Source organism: Victivallis sp. Marseille-Q1083 (assembly GCF_903645315.1).
Taxonomy (GTDB): domain Bacteria; phylum Verrucomicrobiota; class Lentisphaeria; order Victivallales; family Victivallaceae; genus UMGS1518.
Genome location: NZ_CAHJXL010000001.1, coordinates 3,755,470 through 3,771,037, shown reverse-complemented (window position 1 = coordinate 3,771,037; position 15,568 = coordinate 3,755,470). Strand labels below are relative to the sequence as shown.

At 58.8% G+C, this 15,568-nt stretch carries 9 protein-coding genes; 8 read left to right on the top strand and 1 reads right to left on the bottom strand.

All coding sequences use genetic code 11. The annotated features are described in order from the left end of the window. Positions 1-246: 246 nt before the first annotated feature. The 4 genes from HWX74_RS15580 (at position 247) to HWX74_RS15565 (ending at position 6,241) form a co-directional block, all read left to right on the top strand. Positions 247-1,410 (top strand): substrate-binding domain-containing protein, encoded by a 1,164-nt coding sequence (locus HWX74_RS15580; protein ID WP_176014415.1) that lies wholly within the window; start codon positions 247-249, stop codon positions 1,408-1,410. After that, complete coding sequence (locus HWX74_RS15575; RefSeq protein WP_176014414.1) at positions 1,407-2,099, top strand: prepilin-type N-terminal cleavage/methylation domain-containing protein; 693 nt, start codon at positions 1,407-1,409, stop codon at positions 2,097-2,099. The genes HWX74_RS15580 and HWX74_RS15575 overlap by 4 nt, the downstream gene beginning before the upstream one ends. Before the next feature lie 102 nt (positions 2,100-2,201). Further along, positions 2,202-3,899, top strand: a complete 1,698-nt coding sequence (locus HWX74_RS15570; protein WP_176014413.1) for an Ig-like domain-containing protein — start codon at positions 2,202-2,204, stop codon at positions 3,897-3,899. A 2-nt stretch (positions 3,900-3,901) separates the two neighbouring features. After that, the gene (locus HWX74_RS15565; protein ID WP_176014412.1) at positions 3,902-6,241 is read left to right on the top strand and encodes a DUF4091 domain-containing protein; all 2,340 of its coding nucleotides are present in this window, start codon (positions 3,902-3,904) and stop codon (positions 6,239-6,241) included. A gap of 119 nt (positions 6,242-6,360) precedes the next feature. Here HWX74_RS15565 and HWX74_RS15560 read toward each other — a convergent pair whose 3' ends face one another. Next, a complete protein-coding gene (locus tag HWX74_RS15560; protein WP_176014411.1) occupies positions 6,361-7,077 on the bottom strand; it encodes an SDR family oxidoreductase in 717 nt (238 codons plus the stop codon). A 319-nt stretch (positions 7,078-7,396) separates the two neighbouring features. Between HWX74_RS15560 and HWX74_RS15555 the strand changes: the two genes are divergently transcribed. Genes HWX74_RS15555 through HWX74_RS15540 form a run of 4 tightly spaced genes read left to right on the top strand, consistent with a single transcriptional unit; the run spans position 7,397 to position 15,499 of the window. After that, the gene (locus HWX74_RS15555; RefSeq protein WP_176014410.1) at positions 7,397-8,848 is read left to right on the top strand and encodes a GntR family transcriptional regulator; all 1,452 of its coding nucleotides are present in this window, start codon (positions 7,397-7,399) and stop codon (positions 8,846-8,848) included. A gap of 23 nt (positions 8,849-8,871) precedes the next feature. Beyond that, positions 8,872-9,546 carry a type II secretion system protein gene (locus HWX74_RS15550; protein WP_176014409.1) on the top strand — a complete coding sequence of 225 codons (675 nt, stop codon included), beginning with the start codon at positions 8,872-8,874 and terminating at the stop codon, positions 9,544-9,546. A gap of 7 nt (positions 9,547-9,553) precedes the next feature. Next, a complete protein-coding gene (locus HWX74_RS15545; protein WP_176014408.1) occupies positions 9,554-12,574 on the top strand; it encodes a hypothetical protein in 3,021 nt (1,006 codons plus the stop codon). Between the two features lie 3 nt (positions 12,575-12,577). Then, entirely contained in the window at positions 12,578-15,499 is a 2,922-nt protein-coding gene (locus HWX74_RS15540) for a hypothetical protein (RefSeq protein ID WP_176014407.1), read from the top strand. Positions 15,500-15,568: the final 69 nt, after the last annotated feature.

Genomic DNA, 15,568 nt, shown 5'->3' with positions numbered 1-15,568 from the left:
TGTGCCAGTTTTCTTTTATTTCAATCGATTAAAGCACAATTTCGATTGATGATTGTCCAATAAAAGGTGAGCATTTCGACAGATTAAGCTCAAAGTGAAAATTGACCAAGAAAAATCTTGTGTAAAAAATTTGAAAAATAATTTGCACAGCTATTGCATTTTGTGATTTTTTTTGCTATAATACTTGTACAGAATAAAAATGGAACGATCGGATGTGACATCATCCGGTTTAAAATGGATGAAAAAATGGGTTTGCGGGAAAAAAAACGATTGAAAGCGGAACAGTACGTTCAAGGCCTTTTCCATTCATTGAATCATGGAGAAGCCCTGCCGCCGATCCGGACCATGGTCGAAGAGAGCGGACTCGGCCGGTGTGTCATCGAAAACGCCATCGGCGACCTGGTGGCCCGCCAGTTGCTGGAAACGCGCAAACGTTCCGGCATCTACCGGACCACCCTCGATCTGGAAGCGGAACTGCCGGAACAGGATCGGATTGTCGACATCGTCGCCTGCAGCGAGATCAATTATCTGCGCGATCCCCGCTCGTTTGCCTCCTTGCTGGTCAATCATCTGATCGCCCAGGGGACCGAATACAATTACGCGATGCGCCTCCACCACGTCAATTATTACGCGACAATTTCGGCGTACGTCCAATTGATCGAAGAAAAAAAGATCCGCCAGGCTTTTCTGTTGCTGCCGGCCAACGACGAAATCGTCAAGGAGTTCAACAGCCGCAACGTTCACAATGTCGTCGTCCTGCCGCGCTACCGGCCGTCGCAGGGGCCGGCGGTCATCGACCCGCCGAACCTGATTGAACTGCAGCTAAAATACCTGTTCGAACGCGGTCATCGGCGCATTGCCTACATTCATGCGGTGGATCTGGGGTTCCCGTGGCAGATCGCGCTGCTGTGGCGTGAAAGCTACTACCGGACGATGGCCGAACAGGCGCTGCCGGTTTATCCGGAATGGGCGGTTCATTATTCCTGTGAGGAAGAGGTGTTGTTCCGGCGCTTGGACGGCTTGTTTCACAGCGGGCACGCGCCGACGGCGATCATCGTCCACTCGCTTTGCCTGCCGCTGCTGTACCGTTACTGCATGAAGGAAGGCATCGGAATCGGCGAGGACGTCTCGGTGATCGCTTCGGAGGAAATCGGCACCGAGAATCTCTATCCGCAGCCGACCTTCGTTGACAACAACGTTCAGGCCATTTCGGAAATGAGCTGGCAGTTTCTGCTGCAGAAATCGAGCAGCCAGGATTTCTGCCTGATCAACTATATCGATCTGCGGATTCACGAACGGGAAACCATTTCGTCATGCCGGCCGCTGAAGCTGGAGCCGATTTATACCAGAAACGACATTCTATCCCCAATATCACTGAACCAACCACAAATCCAAGGAGTAGAAAGATGACGAACAAGAAATTCACACTGATCGAACTGTTGGTCGTGATTGCAATCATTGCAATCCTGGCCAGCATGTTGCTGCCGGCTCTGGGCAAGGCCAAGGCCAAGGCGCAGCAGGTCAAATGCATCAGCAACCTCAAACAGATCGGCCTGGCCAACATCATGTATTCCAACGACTATGACGACTACATGGTATTGACCTGGCGGTGGCGCGACGGCGCTTATGGCGTGGCCGAAGACTGGTGGACCGCGCAACTGTGGCCGTATACCGGTTCGGTCGACCCGAACAGCGGCAAAGCGGGTGACAACATGGCCTGGGAAGACAACCAGATCTTCCACTGTCCGGTGGAAAGCACCCGGCCGGCCTTTTCCTACGCCAAGAACCATATGACGGAGAATGATATCAGTGGCGGCAACGCCGGTTACAAGATGTCGTCGATCATCAGTCCGAGCACCAAAGGCGTTTTCGTCGACGGAACGGTCAACAAATCCAGCTACTGGACATTGGTCATGTACACCTGGGACCAGATGGATGTCGGCGGTCAGGGCGCTTCGGCGCGGCATGGCGGCACCAACATCGGTTTCGCCGACGGCCACGTCGATTTTTACAAAGAACTGCGGATGCACTATGTGTTGAGCTATTACGGCGGCGATTATTCGATGTGGTGCTACAACAAGGAAACCACCAGCAACTGATCGGCCGAACCTGAACCAGCCATCCGGAAATACGACTCTTCCGGATGGTTTTGAGTACTCCGCCGGGTATGATCCCCACGCCGCTTTACAGAAAGGATGATTATGACGGGCAAAGCGATTGTATTGAGCTGTCTACTGGGCATGACCGGCCTCTGCCGGGCCGGCGACGCCGTCCGGACCGCGCTGCAGCCGGAATTGTATGGAACCGTTTCGTCGCAAGCGCCGTTTGCCGCCAACCGGCTGGAAATTGTCAAGCTGGCCAATGACCGGGCCAGCCGCGGACTGATCCGATTCGACCTGTCCGGCCTGGATGCGGCGGCGGCCGGTGATGTCGGTCGGGCGACGCTGTCCGGCTCCCTGCGGATCAAGGGCGGCAAGGGTCCGCTGCCCCCGCTGGAACTTGCCGCGCTCCGCCAGGCCTGGAACGAACGGGCCGACTGGCAATTCAGCGACGGCCGGACAAGCTGGCCGCTCGACCGCAACAAATATTACAACATCGACAACAGCCTCGACTGGGCCGGCGGCACCGCCTGGACCATCGACCCGGAGGCGGAAACTTACAACATCGATATCACCGACGAGGTGCGGCGCTGGCTTTATATGGACCGGCCCAATTACGGCCTGCTCCTGCGGGTCGGCGGCATCGTTCACGGCACGCCGTCGGAAGGCGATTACGCCATAACGCTGGGAGAACCGACCTTGACCATCGAACTGAACGGCCAGCCGCCGACGCCGGCACAGCCGCTGCAGCCGGCCATCCGGCACTATCCGTCCGCTTTGCTGCCGCCGGTGTCCGTCCCTTATATTTTCCATATTTTCAACGGCATTCCGCAGCAACACCGCGACTCGCTGATCAATTCCGGCGATGTCAGCGGCGTCAATCCGTCGGCCGGCTACCTGACCCTGTCGTGGATATACGGCCCGAACAACCCGTATATCGAAACCGAAGCCGAATTTATCAAGTGTTACCTTGATTACCGCGATGCGATGGGATTGCAGGTTGACGAGTGGCAGGGCAAAACCCGCCTCGGAGCAGAAATAAATGCGCAGGAAGACCCGAATGTCGTCAAAAACAACGCCAAGATCGACCACTCCGTCGCCGGCATCCTGGCCGCCAAGCAAGCCAGGCCGGAACAATTTATCGCCGTCTATTGGCGCGGCGAAGATTCGATCGAACCGCTGATCGAAGCCGGCCAACCGGATTTGCTGATCGTCGAATGCCAGTCCCATTTGAAGAATATATACAACATCAACTGGGGCGTCGAGCCGCCGGATATGCTGCGGCGGGTCGAATATGCCCGCCGGCTCGGCGTCATCGAGCGGACGATCCCGCTGATCGGCATGTTCGAAAAAACGGCGGATTTCCATCCGGAAAAGATTCTGACCGCCGCCGAAGTCGAAGAACTGATCAAAATGTTCCGGCAGGCGGCGCCGGAGATGCCGGGGCTGGCTTTCTACGGCGGCAGCAGCCCGGAATTCATGGCCGAAGCTGAAGCGATCGCCCGGCGTTATTTCGTCGCGCCGGCGCCGGAGGTCATCATCACTCAACCGGCCTACGGCGCCACGGAACAGGCGATGAAAACCGAATTCCGCGCCGAAGCCAAAGCGCGGGACGGCCGCTCGATTCAGCGGTATGACTGGTTCATCGACGGTGATCTGATTCAGCAGGATGTCAAACCGCAATTCGTCATCGACAACCGCGCCCTGGCGCCGGGACGGCATATCGTCACCTGCCAGGCGGTCGACAGCGGCTGGAACCGGGCGGCGGCACAACTGGAATTCAACAACGGAAGGAACTGACCTTGAAGCTGCTAAGTTTTTTTCTCGGCATCTGGCTGTTGGGCTGGACCGGGACGGCCAACGCCGAAATTTTGATCAACCAGGATGACTTCAACGCCTGGACGGTGCGCGACAACACCCGCTGGACGGTGTCGGATTGGCCGGACGGCCAAGGTGGCTGCTGCGGCAAGCTGGTGTTCGAACGTTACGGCTCCGGCGAACGCTGGCCGGCAATCGTCTTTACCGGCAACCGGCACGACGACTGGCGCAATGTGGAACGCGTCATCTTCCGGTTTTACGCCGAAAAGGCCAATCCGATTTACCTGCAGTTGCGGGATGGCGAATTCTGGGGACAATACGACGTTTCGCTGCAGCCCGGCTACCAGGAGGTGGTGCTGGACAGTGAATTTCTGCGCCGCAAGAACCTGCGCCATGTCAATGAAATTCATATCTTCAGCTGCGAACCGTCCGAAGACATCACCGTCTGGGTCGGCCCGGTGAAACTGGAGACCGCCGACCGGCTCAGCGCCCCGCTGGCGGATTTGACCGGCCGGCTGGCGGCCGCGGCGCCGACCGACCGGGACGACCGGCCGGCTCTCCTGCAGAAAGCGATGGAACAGAATTATCAGGCGGCTCAGCAACGCCTGGCTGCATTGAATCAATTGCCGGCAACCGAACGGCTCTCTCCGCCGGCCGGCAGTTTCGACCGACTGGAAGAGGCGCGCGAATTGGTGCAGACCCTGAATGATCAACGCGCCCTCGACGCCTTTCACGACCGCCAGCCGGAAGAAATCTGCGTCGCTTCGTTCGCCGACGCGACGGAAAAAGTCCACCGCGACGGCCCGACCTTCCACGGAACGCTGACGGAAGCCGGCCGAATTTCCGCCGCCCGCGGCGAGGCGGAAGGCTTGCAGGTAATATTATTGCCGAGGCAGGCACTGCACCGCGTCTCAATCCGAACGGCCGGCCCCCTGAAGACATCGGACGGCACGGAATTGCCGGCCGCCGCCGTTGCGATCGCGCCGATCGGCTATGTCAACTGCGCATTGCCGCCCTATGAAGTCAGCCGGACGGGCTGGTGGCCGGATCCGCTGCTGGAACAGGTGGCCGAACTGGATCTGGAACCGTTCAAGTTCCAGAGCTTCTATGTCGACGTCACGATTCCGGCCGATCAGCCGGCCGGCCTTTACCGGGGCAAACTGCAACTGTCGGCGGAAGGCATGCCGGAACGGGAATTGGCGTTGACCGTGGAAGTGTATGATTTCACCCTGCCGCCCGGGTCGCCCTATCCGATTGCGACTCAACTGTCGATGGGACCGGTCGAGAACAATTTCGCCGATCCGGCGGCGCGGGACGCTTACCGGCGGCAATGCCAGTTACTGGCGTTGACCCACCGGGTCAATCCGGATACGATCTATGAAGGTCCCCGTCCGGCGGAGGATGTCAAATTCCGGCTCGACCACGGCGCCGGCCGCTTCAACCTGACCTACGTCCAGCCGTGGCGCAACGACGCCGATCTGAACCACTATCCGGCCTGGGCCCGCAACCGGATCATGGACGAACAACTGAAGACCTTCGTCCCGCAATACGAAGCGGCCGGCGTGCTCGACCGCGGTTATATTTACTCCTTCGATGAAATTTCCGAAGAGTTCTATGCGGCCGCCCGGGAAATCTTGTCGGAAATCAAGCGGACTTATCCCAATATCCCGCAGATGACGACGGCGCGCGATTACTCGTTCGGACTTGACAGCAACCTGGACGACTGCATCGACATCTGGGTCCCGGATGTGCCGGCTTATGAAGCGCATCCGACCGAAATCGCCGCCGCCCGGGCCCGCGGCAAGCAGGTCTGGTGGTACATCTACGCCTCCCCGTACAAGCCGTACAACTTCTTCATCGAAAATCCGGGGCTGGCGCAACGGCTGCTGATGGGCGTGCAGGCCTGGAAATATCAAACCGACGGCTTCCTCTACTATTATCTGCTGTGGAGCAAAGAGGCCTTCCTCGACGGCGCGCCGTTGACCAACTGGGCGCCGGCAACCTACTTCAACACCAACGGCGACGGCAACCTGATGTACACCGCCGCCGCCGGACCGGTGCCTTCGCTGCGCCTGAAACTGATCCGCGATGGAATTGAGGACTACTGGTATTTCCGGTTGCTGGCCGAGGCGGTCGACGCCGTGAAACAGGGAGCACCCGCTCCGGATGCCGCCTGGCTGGAGAACGCCGAGGCGCTGCTGAAGGTGCCGGAAACGCTGGCCCGGTCGCTCGATGAACACACCGTCGATCCGCAGGAGCTGCAAGCCGCCCGCGAGGCCATCGCCCGGCTGTTGACTGCCTGTCACGCCGGCGGCGGACACTAATTGCCCCCGCGTCCGCCGGCGGGCAATTCAACGTCTCCCCGGCAGAAAACTCGAACGAACCAATTCACTCCCCGCCGCCCCCGGACTCTCCTCCCGGAGGCGGCAGTTTTGCCTGCCGGCTACAAACGCTCGAACCACGGATACGGCAGCAATCTCAACAGCCAGCCGACCAGGCGCCAGCGGCGGGTCACATAAAGATAACGTTTCCGGCGTCGCAAACCGGCAATGATTTGAGCCGCGGCAGTTTCGGGCGAACACATCCAGAAAAACGGGCCTCCCTTGGCCATCGCCGTATCGACGAAGCCCGGCAGGATGGTCACACACCGTACGCCGCTTTTTTCCCGGTTCGCTTTGCGGGCCAGCCCTTCCAGATAATAACGCATATAGGCTTTGGAAGCGGAATAACCGCTGTCGTTTTCAAACCCGCGCCAGCCGCCGACCGACGAAATCACCGCCAATTGGCCATGCTTCTGCTCCGCCAGGCGGCGGTAAACCAGGTTGACCACTTCGGTAAAGCCGGTGACATTGACTTCCAGCGTCCGGCGGCAAAGCGCCCAGTCGAGCTGCGGATTGAGCTCTCCAAAACCGGCGCAATAGATCACCAGGTCGATCCTGTCAAAACGCGCCAGCAGCGCGTCCAGCCGTTCCGCCCGGTCGCGTTGTTCCAGATCGAACGTTTGAATTTCACAACCGGCAGCCGAACGGACAGCCGCATCCCGCAACTCCCCTTCCCGGCGGGCCGCCAGCCCGAGCCGGATTTCCGGATTCCGGCCGTACTGCAACGCCAACGCCCGGCCGATGCCGGACGAAGCGCCGATGATAATGATATTTTTCACGCGTTTTTCAGTTTCACCGGCCATAGCTTTCCATTTTTTTAAGCTCTACTGTATTCGGTCCGGCTTTACAAATCAAGACGATTTCGTTTTTTCCGGCAACTTTCTCCCAATCTGCTCCGGGCCGGACGCGGGGCTATTCCGGCAAGTGGCGCTGCCGAGAAGGCCCAAAATCTGCACCTGGTGTTGATTTACAATTAAAATTCGGAAAAAAAAGCCGGGAAGGGTTGACTTCTGATGATTTTTTTGCTATACTATTCACATTGGCAAGCATTGGACTGTATTGGCATCAATCAACCATGAGATTTGAAAAGAACGAACCATGTCGGTAAAAGCAATCAAAGCGCGTCTGCAGTTGAACCGGGATTCCATCACCCCGATCTACCAGCAACTGCAGGAGTGTCTGAAAGAGTTTATCCAAACCAACCCCGGCGGCACCCGGCTGCCGTCGGAACGGGATTTGGCGGAAGAACTCGGCATTTCCCGGCAAACCGTCAATATGGCGCTGAATTACTTTCTGGACAAAAAACTGATCGTCCGCAACGGCCGGAAAGGCACTTTCACCGCCCCGGACGAACCGGACAAGCCATCCAGAGCACCGCTGCCGGAATTGGATTTCTCCAAAGTTTACCCTTTGAATTTCAACGGGTATTATGAATTCGGCGCTACGCAGCAACTGCGCATCCTGCTGTTTGAAAATTTACCGTCACAGAAAAATTTCTGGGACGAATGCGTCCGGCTGTTCAATCACCAGCGGCACTACCAGGCGGAAATCGTCTATCTGCCGCGTTCACTGAGTCTGGCGCAGGCACCCGATTATGCGGAAAGCATGAATTGCGACCTGGTCCAGAGCTGCTCGTACCACCTGACCAATCCGGCTTTGCTGGCGCCGCTGCCGCCTGAGCTGGTCCGGCAACTGGCCGATCCGTCCTCCTGCTGGAGCGAATGCCTGGAAAACGCGCCGGCCGGACTGCTCGACAAATACTTTCCGGTTTACATCGTCTTCTGGTCATTGTTCGCCAACCTCCAGCTCTGGGAACAATGCGGCCTCGGCGATTTCGAGCACAGCGGCGAACAGAATCTGCTGGAGGTTCTGCCGCATTACCGCCAACGGGTGCCGGAAGATATTTTCCTGGCGGAAACGCCTTGCGCCATCCTGGCCGGACGCGGATTTCACGCCGGCTATACCAAGGATACCTTCCGCCGCGATTGCGAATCGATCCGGGCTCTGAGCCGCTTCAAGAATATTTTCTACGGCATCCAAAACGAACTGACCAGCCAGTTTGCCGCTTTCGTCAACGGCACGCAGCTACTGTATCCGGCCTGGAGCAACTACCTGCTGATAAAATTGCCCAACCTGCCGACCCGGCTCCGGCAGACGCCGATCTGGCCGGAACCTGGCAATCTGGCCTCGGCTTGCGCGTCAAGTTTTCTGAGCATCTGCAAATTCAGCCGGCACCGGGAAGAGGCGCAGGAATTTCTGCATTTTCTGTTCAGCGATGCCATTCAGCACAATATTCTGTCGATGATGAATGTCATCCCGCTGAAACGCAGCATCCTGCCGGAATTCCAGCGGCTTTTTCCGCAATATACGCTCGATGAATGCGAAAAATTCATCACACTGCACCGGCAATTCACCAATCAGCCGCTGGCCCACCGACTGCAGGCGCGGCTGTACCGGGAACTGCAGCAGTTGGCCAACGGATTGCTGACCGTCGACGAAACCGTCGCCATCGCCGAGGAAAAACAAATATTTCTCCAGGGAACAACTTAAAACGAACCGGAAAGGATTCCATCATGAAGCAAAGATTCACACTGATCGAGCTGTTGGTCGTAATTGCAATTATTGCGATACTTGCCAGCATGCTGCTGCCGGCCCTCGCCCGGGCCAAACGCACCGCCCAACTGATCAAATGTACCAACAACCAGAAGCAGTTGGGGCTGTATATCAATCTGTACGGCAACGACAACGCCGACCTGATTCCGCACCAGCGCCAGAATCTCAATGTCGACCCGTACACCAATACCGACGCCGGCGGCCAGGTCGACACTTCGGTCATCCGGGTCGGTTCCGGCTGGTACTCCGGGCTTGGACTGCTGATCTCGGCCGAATACATTCCGTTCGTCTGGGACCAGAAACCGACGGAACTGTTCTTCTGTCCGCTGTCGGAAAGCGTCGTCGACTCTTGGCATGCCAACTGGGAAGGCACCTGGTATTCCAGCTATCTGTATTTCGGCGGCTTCCACAACAGCCTGACCTGGACCTATGACAAGGGTTCCCGCGCCCGGTTGAGCGACAACGGCGGCTGCGCGTTGATGGTCGATTACCCGACCGTCGACAGCGCCACCGAAAGTTCGCACGGCCTTTACAAAGCCAATGTCCTCTATCTCGACGGCCATGTCGAAAGCCGCACCCAGAAGGAAGGTTACTACGGCCGCGGTTATTCGTACAGCACCAACTGGGAAGATTGAAAAAGCGATGAAAAACATTCCGCCGGATTGGCTGCCGAAAATTGCCCATGTCTGCCGGGAAGTATTCCGCCTCCCGGTCCGCCCGGGATGGCTGCCGATGACGGCCGGGTGGCTCCGGAGCGGGCTACTCTGGCTGCTTCTCGCCGGCTGCCTCTCCCCGGCCGGAGCCGGCAGTCTGGCCTACCGCCGCGATGTCCAGTATTCTTTTTACGAACCTCCCGCGCGCACTCCGGCCGGCGGCAGGACCTTCTTTTACGCGCAGTGGGAACCGTATGAACTGATGCAGAACTTCATGGGTTACTGGATCGACCGGCCTCTGCTGACCGACGTCACCCTTCGCGGCCGCGAGGACGGCCGCGAAGAGGGCTACCTCCGGGAAGTGAAACTGCTGCAGAATTACGGCATCGACGGTTTCGCTTCGCTCGATTATCTGGACGCCTACCGGAACAAGCTGGCCATCGAAGCCAAGCACCGCGAAGAGTTCGAGCCGTACGGCCTGACTCATCTGCCGGTCGCGCCGATGTACTATTATCCCGACGACTATGCGCTGCTGCGTGAATATTTCAAGGTGGCGGTGAATGCGCCGCAATCGCCGCGCATCGGCGGCAAGGCGGTCATCTTCCGTTACGGCGCCGCTACGCCGAAGGAGCTGAAGGAGCTCTCCGAACGCTTGAAAAGCGATCCGGAAATCGGCGACCGGTTCCTGTTGTTCGGCGATATGCCGTTTTACGAATTCCATGCCGATTTCGCCCGTTATGCGGCTGCCGGCCAAACCCCGCCGCCGGAATTTCTGACGGCGTACCGCAACGCGGTCAGGGAAATGCTGGACGCCGCCGATGGGTTGATTCTGCAGGTCAAGGATATCGCATCATCGTCCCGTGAAATGCTCGACGAAGCCGTCGTGCTGCCCTGGTATCGCGATTATATGCTGCCGATCATCCTCGCCGAGCTGGACCGGCCGGAATATCGGGGCAAACTGCTCGGCGCCTATCTGCAGCATGCCTATATCAACCCGATGTCCGGCAACAACGTCGGTGAATACGGCACCCGCCAGTTTCGGCTCTGTTTCGACGAAGCGCTGCGCGCCGCCCCCGATCTGCTGGTATTTTTCGAATGGAATGAAGCCAACGAGAACACCAGTTTCCAGCCGACGGTGGCCAACAGTTATACTTATGCCCGCCTGATACGCTACTATATCCGCCGGTTGCGGGGGGAACCGCCGTCGCCGATGCCGGGCGACGATCTCGCCGTCCCCAATCTGGTTCTTTCCAGCCGGCAGCGCGCCAGGCTCGGAGAATTGATCAATTATGAAATTCTCAATATCCCGGACGGAACCGCCGCCGCGTCCCTGCAGGTGCAATTGCTGCTGCGCGACGCCGACGGCGGACTCCTGATGGAATTTCCGGCCGAAACCGTCGAAACCGCAAAGCTGATGGCGATCAGTTACCGGGTGGCGACCGAAACGCTTGCCGGCCAGGCCGCCGTCGTCCCGGAACTGCACGTGACTGACAATGCCGGCCAAACGACGGTTTACACCGGCTTCGATTACACGGAACTGCGGCCGACCGAAAATTGGCGCTACAAGGAAACGCATCAGCCGTTGCGCGATCTGTGCGTTCCATCGCAAAATGACTTTGAGGCGACAGCCAACCCGGACGGCACGTTCACCATCGGCGCCCATCTCCGGACGGCCGAGAACCTGCGGACCCTGGAAGTGCTCAACCGGCATGAAGAGGCGGCCGCCGCCGATTCGGCCGATGAATTCAACCAAGACAGATGCGCGGTGATTCTCGGCACCTTCACGTCGATGGACTTACTGCTCAAAACGACCGGCACCTTCCGGGTCCTCAACGCCAAGGACTGGGAGGTACGTTCCGACGGCCTGGCGCACGGTTTATGCGAGGTGACGGCGAAAACACCGGACGAAGCCCGGGTCTACACCTATTTCTGGTGGATGCGCTCCACATTCATTCTGAAAATTCCCCGGCAGTATGCCGACCGGGCCATCCTCGAACTGGATTATCCGGATGGCGTCGGCTGCCACCGTTTCTCCATCCGGGAGATCTTGGAACAGGGCAAACTCGCCAAGAGTCTGAACCGCAATATCCGGCTGGATCTGGAGCGGGCCGACCGGCTGGTCGATTATCCAGCCCCGCTGAACCGCCCGGACGGGCGGCTTGACGCGGTGCTGCACTCTCCGGAACGTTTTCCGGTCTTTCAACTGCGGGCCATTACCGACAGCGGCAAAATCTACCGTTCCCGGCCGATTGTGCCTCGTCGGCCGGCCGGAGCAGTCGAAACCCTGCCGGTATTCTCGGAATTTCATGGCAAAGTCGTGCCGGTTGAGATCGCCTCGGAAACGATTCCGCAGCTCGATTACCAATTCGGTCCGAACCGCGGCGCCATGCTCGGCAACGCCTTCGAACCGTTTTATGACGCCCAGCTTGGCGGCGGTTTCTCCTACCTGGAACCGATGCACAAGACTCCCGTCAGCCTGTTGCCCGCCGATTACCGGTCCTTCGCCCCGGCCTGGCGGGAGGAGGACGGCGCGGCTTACCTCTCCTTCGACGGAGTATCGAATTACGTCAATTTTCCGCGGGCGGCGCTGCCGCGCGGCCCCTTCACGCTGGAAATCGAATTGCGGACGCCCGGCGACCGCGAACAGGTGCTCTTCCGGAATTTCGCCTATGATTTTGCCGGCACGCTGCAACTGGTTCAGTCCAGGGACAACGAATTGATTGCCTCCTATGCGGTCGGCACCTGGAACCAGCCGTTCGCAACCGGGCTGACCATCCCCCGCAATCGCTGGAGCCGGATAAAAGTCAACTACGACCACCAACAAATCAAGTTCTCCGTCGACGAAAAAAGTAAGACATTTCCGTTTTTCAGCCGCGGCTATACCGTCAAGCCTTCCGCTTTCGGCGGAACTACCGTCCCCAACGGACCGGTCGGCGCGGCGACGCAATATTTCAAAGGCGACCTGCGAAAATTCTCCATCAGACATAACTCCGAACCACTGGAAAATTAACCGATGCGAACTCCACACCTCTCTTTCCTCGTCCGCCGGATGCTTCACGTTTGCCGCCGCCGTTCACCCGGACACTTAAAACGACTCTCTCTGCTCCTGGCGGGAAGCCTGCTTCTCTGCCGGTTCTGCGGAACGGCCCGGGCGGCGGATTACCGCTGGCCGGACGGCAGCAAATCCGGCACGCTGCCCGGCAAACTGCTGTCCAACAATCCGACCCTGCTCGACGAAAACGCCATTCCAACCGACGGCGTATTCACCACCCGCAATCTCGTCAGCCAGAGTTCCTACGGACTGCCGGACGAACTGAACAACGGCGAAATGTACAAATATTACCGGATCATCCTGCCGGCCTATTCGCCGGACGCGCCGGGAATCATTGAATTCGACCTCAGGCAGGCCGGGGCTTTTCAGGCGGTATCGATGAGCGCCCTGCTCGATGAAGCCCGCACGACACTGGAAGTTCAATTCTTCACTGCCGGCGACGACGGCCAATTCCACCGCGTTCAAGCCGGAACCACGGGCATGGCGCTCGACGAACTGCAGACGCTGCTGCACTGGCAGTTTGCCGAAGCGGCGCCCGGACGATATTTGCGTATCGAAAACCACGGCGGCGAATTCGGCTGCAATGAAGTGTATATCTGGGGCGAAGCCGAAGCCGTGCCGGCGGTTCAGCCCGGCGTACCGCCTCAACTGGCCCGGCCGCCGGAACTGTTGCCCAGCACCGTCCTGGCGGAGACCCCGCGCATCGACGGCAAACCGGCCGCCGAGCTGCTTTCGCAATTGCCGCCGCTGACGCTGACCACCGGCTGTGACGTTTACAACGACCAGACTCCGGATGAATTGACCAGGGCATACGCTGCACTGACGCCGGACGGCTTGTACATCGCTTTCGATTGCCGGGAACCGGAAATGGCGGCGCGTTTCATCGCCCGGCCGGGCGGCGAGGCCGACTGGTACGAAAACCAGGTTCAAGTGATGTTTTACCGGGCCGATCTGTACAAAATGCATTATTTCGATTTCCTGCTCAATTCCGACGGAAAAGTCAAATTCGACGCCTCCCGGGTCGTCGATCCGACCCGCAGCGGCCGGGCGCTGGACATTCGCTCCGCCGTCGCTGACGACGACGACGGCTGGAGCGCGGAAATTCTGATTCCGCTGGCGGAACTGACCGCCGACGGCAATTTCACCGCCTGTGACTGGCGGCTGGAGTTGAGCCGCAAACGCTATTTGAAAAACGCCGACGGTTCGATCAAATTCACCCGGATCACCACCTTTCCGGCCATTCCGGGCGGGACGCAATATGTCCCGGATCAATTCGCTCTGCTGCGTTCCAGTCTGCCGCCGGCGGTGCCACAGCCGGAAATTCTGACCGGGATCTTCACCACCCGCTACACCCCGGACGAATTCAAAGCGTGGCAGCGGCAGTTGAAACAAAACTTCAAGACGCTCCCGCCTTTCGTCTTCTCCAATGTTCCATTCGACGCCTGGACGCCGGCACACGCCAAATTTCCGCCGCCGGAGCGCCTCAACCAGCCGGTATCGCTGACTATGCTCGGCAACGAACAGGAAGATCTGCTCTTTTTCCTGTTGAACACCTCCGAGTCGCGGCCGCTGGATTTGGAACTGGAGCTGCAGGGCGGCAACGAACGCCTGCAAGCCGAACTCCTGGCCGCCGGCATCGTCAACCTGCGTTCGGACGGCACGGTATTGCGGCCGCTGTTTTCCAGAGACAACCTGATGAATCCGGAATTGATGGCACGCTATTTGGTCAACGGCCCGGAAATCGCCGATTTTCCCCGCCTGCACCTGCCGCCCGGCGGCGGAGCCGCAGTCGTTGTCAATCTGAAAAGCCGGACGGAGGCCGCCGGGCGATATGAACTGATGCTGAGCGCCGGCGGCCAATCACACCGCGTCCCGATCGCCGTCGACGTCAAAGCCGTCAATCTGACCGCGCCGGAAAATCTTTTTCTCGATGCCTGGATCGGCTACCAGCCGCACCAGTTTCCGTTTTACCGGGCCGATTATTATGAAAAATTGGCCGATTACTGCCAATCGCTCGGCGTCAATTTTTTCATGCTCAATCCGCTGGACAATCCGTTCGGACGCGCCCTCGCCTCCCGCCGTGAAGTCAAATTTCACCTGATGGGCCTGCCGCGCCGGCTCGTCCAGCTCGGCTACAGCCTCCAAGGCGACGCCGACCAGCCGCTCACCGACGAAATGCAACGGGAGATCGACGCCTATCTCGACCGCCTCACCGGTGACCTCGCCGCCCACCACATCGGCCCGGAACGCTACATGCTCGAATTGTGGGACGAACCGAAAACCGGTGCCAACGCCCGTTTCATGGGCGAGTGCATCAAGTTTATCAAAGCCGGCCGGCCGGAACTGCAAATTTTCTGCAATCCGGCCTGCTGGACCAATACCGGCTACTCGTCCGACGAAGAAATTCTCGCGAATTTCGGCGACTGGTACCCGCTGGTCGATTATTCCGTTCCGCTCTTCGCGCTCTATTTCGACCAGGCCCACCGCCGGCCGCATCCGCTGTGGGATGCGGAGCATAAAGGCAAAGCGTTTTACCTCTTCCCGTGGCAGGACCGCTGGCTGGCCTGGAAAGCATTCCAAAATGGCTTCGACGGGTTTGGCGTCTACTCTTATTCGACGTTCAACGGCAATCCCTGGAATGATTACGACGGGCTCAGTTTGGATTATCAAATCTTTTATCCCGGTGTCAGCGGACCGGTCCCGACCTTTTCATCCGAAACGGCCCGGGAAACCTACGAGGACTTCGCCATGCTGAAGATGCTCCAGGCCGCCGGCCGCACCGCGTTCCTCAAGCAACTGCTCGCAGACTACCCGAATACCTCCTACCGGGAGCTCCGGCGGCGGATGATCGAGGAATTGAACCGCGGCTCCGGACGGGAATGATTTCAGCCGGGAACCGCGGGAATGCCGCCGGAAGCGTCGAATGAATCGTGCGTCGGCGTCGGCAGTTGT

Excerpts from the sequence above, each read along its gene's own strand:
- HWX74_RS15580 (WP_176014415.1), top strand. The coding sequence starts at position 247 with ATGGGTTTGCGGGAAAAAAAACGATTGAAAGCGGAACAGTACGTTCAA.
- HWX74_RS15555 (WP_176014410.1), top strand. The coding sequence starts at position 7,397 with ATGTCGGTAAAAGCAATCAAAGCGCGTCTGCAGTTGAACCGGGATTCC.
- HWX74_RS15540 (WP_176014407.1), top strand. The coding sequence starts at position 12,578 with ATGCGAACTCCACACCTCTCTTTCCTCGTCCGCCGGATGCTTCACGTT.
- HWX74_RS15550 (WP_176014409.1), top strand. The coding sequence starts at position 8,872 with ATGAAGCAAAGATTCACACTGATCGAGCTGTTGGTCGTAATTGCAATT.
- HWX74_RS15545 (WP_176014408.1), top strand. The coding sequence starts at position 9,554 with ATGAAAAACATTCCGCCGGATTGGCTGCCGAAAATTGCCCATGTCTGC.
- HWX74_RS15575 (WP_176014414.1), top strand. The coding sequence starts at position 1,407 with ATGACGAACAAGAAATTCACACTGATCGAACTGTTGGTCGTGATTGCA.
- HWX74_RS15570 (WP_176014413.1), top strand. The coding sequence starts at position 2,202 with ATGACGGGCAAAGCGATTGTATTGAGCTGTCTACTGGGCATGACCGGC.